The organism is Moraxella sp. CTOTU47724, assembly GCF_032014955.1.
Lineage (GTDB): Bacteria > Pseudomonadota > Gammaproteobacteria > Pseudomonadales > Moraxellaceae > Faucicola > Faucicola tetraodonis.
Map to the genome: position 1 here is coordinate 1 of NZ_DALZSV010000009.1, position 8,941 is coordinate 8,941.

Consider the following 8,941-nt stretch of genomic DNA (forward strand, 5'->3'; position numbering starts at 1 on the left):
AAATATAGTAGACAGCCAAAAACAGCCTGAAATTGAATTACAAATTCATTTTTACGACCAGTATCATCTGCTAAAACGGGTGGCACCTGAAGTTGCAAAACCGTATTTTCAATTGTGTAATCAGCTATTGATGCGCGCATCAAACAGCTTATTTAATTCCTCAAACAATGTGTTAAATCGCTATATCAAAGACGTGTATATCAAAGACAACTCGCATTTTAATGCCAATGGCGCAGTCATTCATCTAGCAGGTAAAGCGGAGCAATTGCCACTGGCAGCGGTGTTGTTGTCAAAATTGTTGATTATCCTCAACCAAGTGGTATACGAAAAACACCGTGAGCTATCGCGTTTTGCCTTGCCATTAACCATCGGTACCAGTATCAGTCATCAATTCGATGACGTACAAAAACTAATGGCAAACCACGCCAAAGAAGATGGTTTATTACTCCTGTATCCACTCGATTTACTTAAAACGTTAGATGGTAAAGTGCAGTTTAAAAACCTGCAACATCCGACCACTATCACAGAGCGTGAAATGGTTTGGTACAACGGTTTATCAGAAACCTTGATGACCGAACTCATTGCCAAACGCGATGATATTTTGACAGCCACAGAAAAATAAAAGAATCATGGCTATTTTTTCTTTCGCCACTTGACTTGACCGACAAAACCCATTATAAGGCTTTATGAAATTGCAAATTTATCGAATCGACCAGCGAAAGGAGCAATAAATGGCTGATCCAGATATTGATGATAGCTTTGAAGATGACAATTTTGATGATGACGATGACGCGCGACTCGTGGATGACGACGCATCGGGTCGAAGTCGGGCAAGTAGTCTTGAAAAACGTCGTTTGATTGACAATTTATTGGAAGAAAAGCGTCTAGAGCGCTCACTCAAAGACAGCTTTGATGACGATCTTGATGACTTAGACGATGACGACGATTTTGATGATGATGAGTTGTAAGTCAAGCAAAAGGTTAATACAGTCGGTATTAACCTTTCTTTTTTCAATCCGCTTTTTTGATAAAATACTAGGATAACCACCATGGATTTTGATGATTTAATCGATTTTTTAGACAGTGATGACAATGAATTTGGGCTATCGAGCATCGCTACACACGGCTTTTTAACCGCCTCTATTGTCGGCAAACCTTTAGACAATTGGCAAACCTATCTTTTTGAAGGGCATGAAAAACAAGTCAAGCCAGAGGTGTTATCAGCCATTGAACAGTGGCGTGATGAGCTGCAAGCCATGCTGCAAGATGAGCGTGAAATTGAGCTGCCTTTTGATGTCGACGAAACTGACTATCTCGATATTGAAAACTCAGAAATCAGCGAATGGTCAGTGGGCTTTGTTGATGCCATGTATGCCAGCGATGACGAAGAAGATGATTGGTTTGATAATGACGACAGCGAAGAAGATGTGGCAATGCTGACGTTACCGATGATTTTGTTTAGTGGCATTGATGAAGACCAACCGGATATGCAAGAGCTACTCAAAGACCCAGAAACCATGAGTCAAATGGCACAAGCCATAGAAAAAAATATCGTTGAGCTGTTTTTGTTATTTCATACCAATGACTAAATGATGGGTTGTAACAAGCTAAGGGCGTATTAAATACGCCCTTTTTATTTACCGCATTATTTTTGCTCTAGTTGTGGTACGTCTGAGCCGTGGGCATTGGATAACAAACCTGATTGGCTATATAACGCCAATTTAGCACGGGTATCTGAAATATCTAGATTGCGCATGGTAAGCTGACCGATACGATCCATTGGCGTAAACGCCGCATCTTCCACTTTTTCCATTGATAGGCGTTCTGGTTGGTAGGTCAAGTTGTCAGATTTAGTATTTAAGATGGTATAGTCATTACCGCGGCGTAGCTCGATGGTGACTTCACCCGTGATAGCTTTGGCGACCCAGCGCTGGGCGGTTTCACGAAGCATCAAGGCTTGTGAGTCAAACCAGCGACCTTGGTACAACAAGCGACCTAGGCGTAAACCATTGATACGGTACTGCTCGATGGTGTCTTCGTTATGAATCCCAGTGACCAAACGCTCATAGGCAATGTGCAACAGCGCCATGGCAGGGGCTTCATAGATACCGCGTGATTTGGCTTCGATGATACGGTTCTCAATTTGGTCACTCATCCCAAGACCATGACGACCCCCGATTTCGTTGGCTTTTAAAATCAAATCCACTGGGCTATCAAAGGTTTCATCATTGATTGCCACAGGCATGCCTTGTTCAAAGCGTACTGTCACTGTTTCTTTGTCGATTTTGACATTTTCATCCCAAAATGCCACACCCATAATCGGCTCAACGATGTGCATGCTGGCATCCAAAAACTCCAAGTCTTTGGCTTCATGCGTCGCGCCGAGCATATTTGAGTCGGTTGAGTAGGCTTTTTCTTTGGACATTTTGTAGTCAAAGCCATTGTCGATTAAGAACTGTGACATCTCGCTACGACCGCCCAATTCATCAATGAAGGTTTGATCAAGCCACGGTTTATAGATTTTAAGGGCAGGATTGGTGAGTAGCCCATAACGGTAAAAACGCTCAATATCATTGCCTTTATAAGTTGAGCCATCGCCCCAAATGTTGACATCATCTTCTTTCATGGCAGTCACTAGCATGGTGCCTGTGACCGCACGACCCAGTGGCGTGGTGTTAAAGTAGGGCATACCACCGGTGCTGACATGAAACGCACCGCATTGAATTGCAGCAATACCTTCAAGCGCCAATTGCAAACGGCAATCAATCAAACGCGCTTTGACCGCACCGTATTGGTCGGCTTTTTTGGGAATGGCGTTGTAATCGTCTTCGTCAGGTTGACCTAAGTTCGCGGTATAAGCGTATGGCAGCGTGCCTTTTTGCTTCATCCAAAGTAGCGCAGCTGAGGTATCAAGTCCGCCTGAAAACGCGATACCGACTTTTTGCCCGACGGGGACAGATTGTAAAATGGTGGCGTTATTGGTGGCATCGTTTGTGGTATCGTGGCTCATAACCTTTCCTATCAAGTCATCAAAAAATAATGTGCAAAATCAACCTATCGAATTATTGTAACATTTTTGTCAACGTGTTTTGCGCCATTTTTTGACAATTACCCATAATTTGTCACAATAAAAAAGCCAATCATTTGATTGGCTTTATCGGCTAAATAGCGGTTATTGGTACAAAACTTCGACGATTTCGTATTCGACTTCACCGCTTGGGGTTTGGATTTTGGCTTCATCACCTTCTGATTTACCAATCAGACCGCGCGCGATGGGCGAGTTAATCGAGATTTTATTGGCTTTAAAATCCGCCTCGTCATCACCCACAATCTTATAGCGTTTTTGCTCTTCCGTATCGAGATTTTCAATCACTACCGTGACGCCAAACACCACGCGACCTTCTTGCGGTAGTTTGAGCGGATCAATGACTTCAGCGCCGCCCAGTTTGGCTTCAATATCGCGAATACGGGCTTCACAAAATCCTTGCTGCTCACGGGCAGCATGGTACTCAGCATTTTCTTTTAAATCGCCATGTTCGCGCGCTTCGGCAATCGCCGCGGTAATACGTGGACGGTCAACGGTTTTGAGCTGTTTGAGCTCTTCTTCTAAAGCCGCGTGACCTTGAGGCGTCATTGGATAACGTTGCATAGGGGATTCCTTTTGTCACAAATAGGGATTCAAACGGCAAGATTGCCAAAGTAACAAGTCACAAAAAATGGTCATCAACGCTCGTGATTAACCACTATCTATTTTGTATAGATGAAAAAAACCATGCTAGACAGGGCTACTGCCTAACAAGGTTCTAGTAAAAAATTTGCTGTGCTGCGTCAATCACCACAATAACGGTATTTTACTTGATAACGGCTTGTGATGCAAAGCATTCACTCAATTGACTGAATGAACCCTGACATTACCAAGCTGAGCTGATGGTAACACCCACGGCTTTATTTTCATACCAAGGTAAAATAGTGGCATTGTCAAACGGTTGCGTCATCACCAAACCACTGACGACACCCAGCGCGCAGCCAGCAACCACATCACGGGTATGGTGCTTGTCGGCATCCACACGTGACCAGCCCACATAGGCGGCAGGAATCATTGCCATCGAGCCATAGCGCCAGCCATAGCGTTGACCGATGAAAGTCGCGCCCGCGCAAGAATCACTAGCATGCCCTGACGGAAATGAGTAATCTTCGCCATTGGGACGTTCGCCCCAAGCGGTGTCATTGGTGGCGTATTTGAGCGCATAGGTAGCTGCCAAATTGGTTGCCATGGTTTTGCCTAATTGATACACGCCTTCTTGGTCATGTTTGGCAAGTGCCATGCCTAAGCCTGCTACCGGGATAGCAATATGCAATATATCACCCGCTTTTTCGTTATCGCTTTTGGCATACACCGTTGTCGTTGGCGCTAATACAGCAGCGAGCAGTATGACGTTAAAGGTCTTAGAAGGTTGTCTCATGGCATTCACACCCTGATTGTGGTTGGTGGTCAAAACATTGATAAACGTGGCTGTACTTAGGGCAAACCCAGTCTACACCCTAAACCTTAGGATTATCTTAGCCCATAAAAAAATACTGACAGCGCTGGCTATCAGTATTTTAGAGTAGCGGTGGTTATCCCTGTGTATGTAGCGATTGAAGCTTATACACATCAAATGGTAGTTGCACTTTATACGCTTGGGTAACTGCTGCCGCGGCATTTAAGGTAGTCACATTAAATACTTTATGCTGTAAGGCTGAGCGGCGAATCGAGAACGAGTCTTCATGCGCTTGTTTGCCTTCAGTGGTATTGACCACAATCGCGATTTCACCGTTTTTGATGGCATCGACGATATGTGGGCGACCCTCGGTGACTTTGTTGATGCGCTCACAGGCGATACCGGCTTCAGTTAAGATTTTTTGTGTACCTGAGGTTGCCACAAGTTTAAAGCCATAGTCGGCAAATTGTTTTGCCACTGGTACTAGATTGGCTTTGTCGCTTTCACGCACTGATAAGAACACTTTTTTAACTTCATGTTCCACTGGCAAACCGGGCAATCTATCGTTACTGCCGATGATGGCTTTGTAGTAAGCCTCACCAAAGGTCTGACCCACGCCCATGACTTCACCCGTTGATTTCATCTCAGGGCTTAAAATAGGGTCAACGCCTGGGAATTTGGCAAAAGGGAAGACCGCTTCTTTGACCGCAAAAAATGTTGGAATCACCTCAGTGGTAAAGTTTTGTTCCACTAACGTTGTGCCCGCCATACAACGCGCAGCGACTTGTGCAAGTGAAGTACCGATGCATTTTGATACGAAAGGCACCGTACGTGAGGCACGTGGATTGACTTCAAGAATATAAACCACACCATCTTTGACCGCGTATTGGACGTTCATCAAGCCCACCACACCCAGCTCTTTTGCCATCGCCACGGTTTGTTCGCGCATCACATCACAAATTTCTTGGCTGAGTGAATACGGCGGGATTGAACACGCTGAATCGCCTGAATGCACGCCCGCTTGTTCGATGTGCTGCATGATACCGCCAATCACCACATTGGTGCCGTCAGAGATACAATCCACGTCCACTTCAATCGCATCATCCAAGAAGCGGTCAAGTAACACAGGGGCTTCATTGGACGCTTGTACGGCTTCACGCAAATAACGACGCAGTTCGTTTTCGTTGTAGACGATTTCCATCGCGCGACCGCCCAACACGTAAGAGGGACGGACAACTAGGGGATAGCCCACTTGCGTCGCTTTGACGATACCGTCTTCGGTACTGGTCGCCAAGGCATTGGGTGGCTGAGTAAAGCCCAATTGCTGAATCATGTGTTGGAAACGTTCACGGTCTTCAGCTCTATCAATCGCATCTGGGCTGGTACCAATGATATGCACACCTGCAGCTTCCAATGCGCGCGCTAATTTTAATGGCGTTTGTCCACCGTACTGCACAATCACGCCTTCGGGCTTTTCGATGCGCACGATTTCAAGCACATCTTCTAAGGTAATAGGCTCAAAGTACAGACGGTCAGAGGTGTCATAATCAGTTGAAACCGTTTCAGGGTTACAGTTGACCATGATGGTCTCATAACCATCTTCACGCATTGCCAAGGCGGCGTGCACACAGCAATAGTCAAATTCAATACCTTGACCAATGCGGTTGGGACCACCACCGATAACCATGATTTTTTTGTTGTTGGTTGGATTGGCTTCACATTCGTCATCATAGCTTGAATACATATAAGCGGTTGACGTCGAAAACTCCGCGGCACAGGTATCCACGCGTTTGTACACAGGATACACGCCCAAATCCCAACGTTTTTTACGCAGTTGTTTTTGTGAAATACCCAGAAGCGTTGCCAAGCGTAAATCTGATAACCCTTTACGTTTGAATTGACGCAAGTTGTCGCGGGTCAAACCGCCAAAGCCAGTTTCTTTGACCAATTTTTCCGTTTTGACGATGTCTTCAATTTGCACTAAAAACCAAGGGTCAATGCGAGTAAACTCAAACACCTCATCCACGCTCATACCAAAACGGAAGGCATCAGCAATGTAGAAAATACGGTCAGGAGTGGGGGTTTTTAATTTAACTTTTAAGGTGCTGCGAATGGTATCGTCGTCTTGATTGAAATCAAGATACTCATCAAAACCATTCACCCCAATCTCAAGACCGCGTAACGCTTTTTGCATCGACTCTTGGAAGTTACGACCAATCGCCATCACTTCACCCACTGATTTCATTTGGGTAGATAAGGTGCTGTCAGCTTGGGGAAATTTTTCAAAGTTAAAGCGCGGTACTTTAGTCACCACATAGTCAATGGCAGGCTCAAAGCTAGCTGGTGTCAAGCCGCCTGTAATATCATTGCTAAGTTCATCGAGGGTGTAACCGACCGCAAGTTTTGCCGCGATTTTGGCAATCGGGAAACCCGTGGCTTTAGATGCCAAGGCAGATGAACGGCTGACACGTGGGTTCATCTCGATGACCACCATACGGCCTGTTTTTGGGTCAATACCAAATTGTACGTTTGAACCACCGGTCTCCACGCCAATCTCACGCAGCACCGCCAATGACGCATTACGCATGATTTGGTATTCTTTATCCGTCAAAGTCTGAGCAGGTGCCACAGTGATAGAGTCGCCTGTATGCACACCCATAGGGTCAAAGTTTTCAATCGAACAGACGATGATACAGTTGTCTTTTTTGTCACGGACAACTTCCATCTCGTACTCTTTCCAACCGATTAGGCTTTCGTCAATCAATAGTTGGTGAGTGGGTGATAAGTCAAAACCACGCTCACAAATCTCGACAAATTCGTCACGGTTGTAAGCGATACCGCCGCCCGAACCCCCCATGGTAAACGACGGGCGAATGATGCAGGGAAAGCCGACTTTGGCTTGAATAGCGAAGGCTTGTTCCATGGTTTCAGCCACTTCGGCGCGCGGGCACTCTAAGCCGATTTTTTTCATCGCTTGGTCAAACAGGTTACGGTCTTCGGCTTTTTCGATGGCGTCTTTGGTCGCGCCAATCAGCTCGCAGCCATATTTTTCCAGTACGCCATGCTTGTCCAAGTCTAACGCACAGTTGAGCGCGGTTTGTCCGCCCATGGTTGGCAAGATGGCATCGGGGCGTTCTTTATCAATGATGCGCTCTACCGTTTGCCAGGTGATAGGCTCGATGTAGGTCGCATCTGCCATGACAGGGTCAGTCATGATGGTGGCTGGATTTGAGTTAACCAGAATGACGCGGTAGCCTTCTTCACGTAAGGCTTTACAGGCTTGTGCGCCTGAATAGTCAAATTCACAGGCTTGTCCGATGACAATTGGACCTGCGCCGATGATAAGAATGGATTTGATGTCGGTACGTTTTGGCATAGCTTCTCTCTTACTAACAATTAGTTAAAAGGCGGACTTGGCATTAATTTAATAACATTTTCAATTTTGTTAAAATCTTTTTGATTAACATTGACCAATTCTAAATTGCGAATTTTGGCGACAACATAATGAAATACATCAAAGTTCTGTTTATCGAGTCTGATACCTGTGTCTTTCGATGAAAAATCCTGACTACGGCTAAAGTGAAAAATTCTAGCGGAAGGATTGGCTTCTTTATCAGTGATATTAAATTCAACAAAATCGTCTAAAATTTCTTGGGCTTCATCAATTGAAATACTTTTTACACCTCGTAATACTTCATAACGAATCAAAGGGGTAATGGCAATCGTGGCATTTTGAGCGATTAAGTCATTAAATTTTTGTTTTGCTTCAATATGATTAGGATTATCATCCTTTCCATCAATCACAGCGATTAAAATATTAGCATCCACTAAAACAGATTTTTGATTCATTTTTTCACCTATCTGTTTATCCTATTTATTTAACAGGGCTAATAATTTTTGTTTCGCTTTGGTTTGGTCAATGTGTTCCATGTTTTCACGTTTCAATTGATTTAAATCGACATCAAACGCATCTTGTAATACATTTTCTAGTAACCGAGTATTGGGTGAATTTATTTCTTGACTTCTTACCACATTATCATTATCACGTTTAAGCAAATAAGCTTCGCCTTCGGCCAGTTGCGAAAGTACCAATGGCGAATGGGTAGCGATATAAAAAGTGGTATTGGGAAATAAGTTTTTCAGCGTGGGTACAATTTTAGTTTGCCATTCGATATGTAGATGGCTTTCGATTTCATCAATTAATACCACGCCTTTGACGTTTAATAAGTCGGTGGCATTGGTAAAAGCAGAATAAGCCGAAATGATGGATTGGATGATTTTCACCACCGAAATAAACCCCGAACTTAATTCGGAAAGCTCTCGTTCTTGTCCTTCGATCGTGAGAAATACATTGCCGTCACCATCGATTTTTAGCGTTTTTTCAATACGATTGTCTAAAATATGTAGGGCATTTAATACCGTATCAATATCAATTTTGCGATTGTCTTCTTCTTTTTGGT

General features: G+C 44.4%; 8 protein-coding genes and 1 pseudogene. 3 read left to right on the forward strand and 6 right to left on the reverse strand.

Annotation, left to right across the window (positions count from 1 at the left end; genetic code table 11):
* The 3 genes and pseudogenes from RTR63_RS03360 to RTR63_RS03370 all read left to right on the forward strand — a co-directional run.
* Nucleotides 1-622 (forward strand): annotated as a pseudogene (locus RTR63_RS03360) (hypothetical protein); the annotation flags it as partial.
* A gap of 109 nt (nucleotides 623-731) precedes the next feature.
* On the forward strand, nucleotides 732-968 hold the full coding sequence (locus RTR63_RS03365) for a PA3496 family putative envelope integrity protein (protein ID WP_007116151.1): 237 nt from the start codon (nucleotides 732-734) through the stop codon (nucleotides 966-968).
* Between the two features lie 81 nt (nucleotides 969-1,049).
* A complete protein-coding gene (locus RTR63_RS03370; protein WP_312522662.1) occupies nucleotides 1,050-1,589 on the forward strand; it encodes a YecA/YgfB family protein in 540 nt (179 codons plus the stop codon).
* Nucleotides 1,590-1,645: 56 nt separating this feature from the next.
* On the opposite strand, the gene argG is transcribed toward RTR63_RS03370, so the two are convergent.
* The 6 genes from argG to RTR63_RS03400 form a co-directional block, all read right to left on the reverse strand.
* The gene (gene argG / locus RTR63_RS03375; RefSeq protein WP_282841856.1) at nucleotides 1,646-3,010 is read right to left on the reverse strand and encodes an argininosuccinate synthase; all 1,365 of its coding nucleotides are present in this window, start codon (nucleotides 3,008-3,010) and stop codon (nucleotides 1,646-1,648) included.
* Between the two features lie 162 nt (nucleotides 3,011-3,172).
* The gene (greA, locus tag RTR63_RS03380) at nucleotides 3,173-3,649 is read right to left on the reverse strand and encodes a transcription elongation factor GreA (protein WP_007116148.1); all 477 of its coding nucleotides are present in this window, start codon (nucleotides 3,647-3,649) and stop codon (nucleotides 3,173-3,175) included.
* Between the two features lie 262 nt (nucleotides 3,650-3,911).
* Nucleotides 3,912-4,463 (reverse strand): phosphatase PAP2 family protein, encoded by a 552-nt coding sequence (locus RTR63_RS03385; RefSeq protein WP_312522663.1) that lies wholly within the window; start codon nucleotides 4,461-4,463, stop codon nucleotides 3,912-3,914.
* 154 nt (nucleotides 4,464-4,617) lie between these two features.
* Entirely contained in the window at nucleotides 4,618-7,857 is a 3,240-nt protein-coding gene (gene carB / locus RTR63_RS03390; RefSeq protein ID WP_312522664.1) for a carbamoyl-phosphate synthase large subunit, read from the reverse strand.
* Nucleotides 7,858-7,877: 20 nt separating this feature from the next.
* Nucleotides 7,878-8,330, reverse strand: coding sequence for a PIN domain-containing protein (locus RTR63_RS03395; RefSeq protein ID WP_095356162.1), 453 nt, complete (start codon nucleotides 8,328-8,330; stop codon nucleotides 7,878-7,880).
* 21 nt (nucleotides 8,331-8,351) lie between these two features.
* On the reverse strand, nucleotides 8,352-8,941 hold a 590-nt coding region (locus RTR63_RS03400; RefSeq protein WP_312522665.1), incomplete at its 5' end, for an AAA family ATPase.

Excerpts from the sequence above, each read along its gene's own strand:
- RTR63_RS03365 (WP_007116151.1), top strand. The coding sequence starts at position 732 with ATGGCTGATCCAGATATTGATGATAGCTTTGAAGATGACAATTTTGAT.
- RTR63_RS03370 (WP_312522662.1), top strand. The coding sequence starts at position 1,050 with ATGGATTTTGATGATTTAATCGATTTTTTAGACAGTGATGACAATGAA.
- argG (WP_282841856.1), bottom strand. The coding sequence starts at position 3,010 with ATGAGCCACGATACCACAAACGATGCCACCAATAACGCCACCATTTTA.
- greA (WP_007116148.1), bottom strand. The coding sequence starts at position 3,649 with ATGCAACGTTATCCAATGACGCCTCAAGGTCACGCGGCTTTAGAAGAA.
- RTR63_RS03385 (WP_312522663.1), bottom strand. The coding sequence starts at position 4,463 with ATGAGACAACCTTCTAAGACCTTTAACGTCATACTGCTCGCTGCTGTA.
- carB (WP_312522664.1), bottom strand. The coding sequence starts at position 7,857 with ATGCCAAAACGTACCGACATCAAATCCATTCTTATCATCGGCGCAGGT.
- RTR63_RS03395 (WP_095356162.1), bottom strand. The coding sequence starts at position 8,330 with ATGAATCAAAAATCTGTTTTAGTGGATGCTAATATTTTAATCGCTGTG.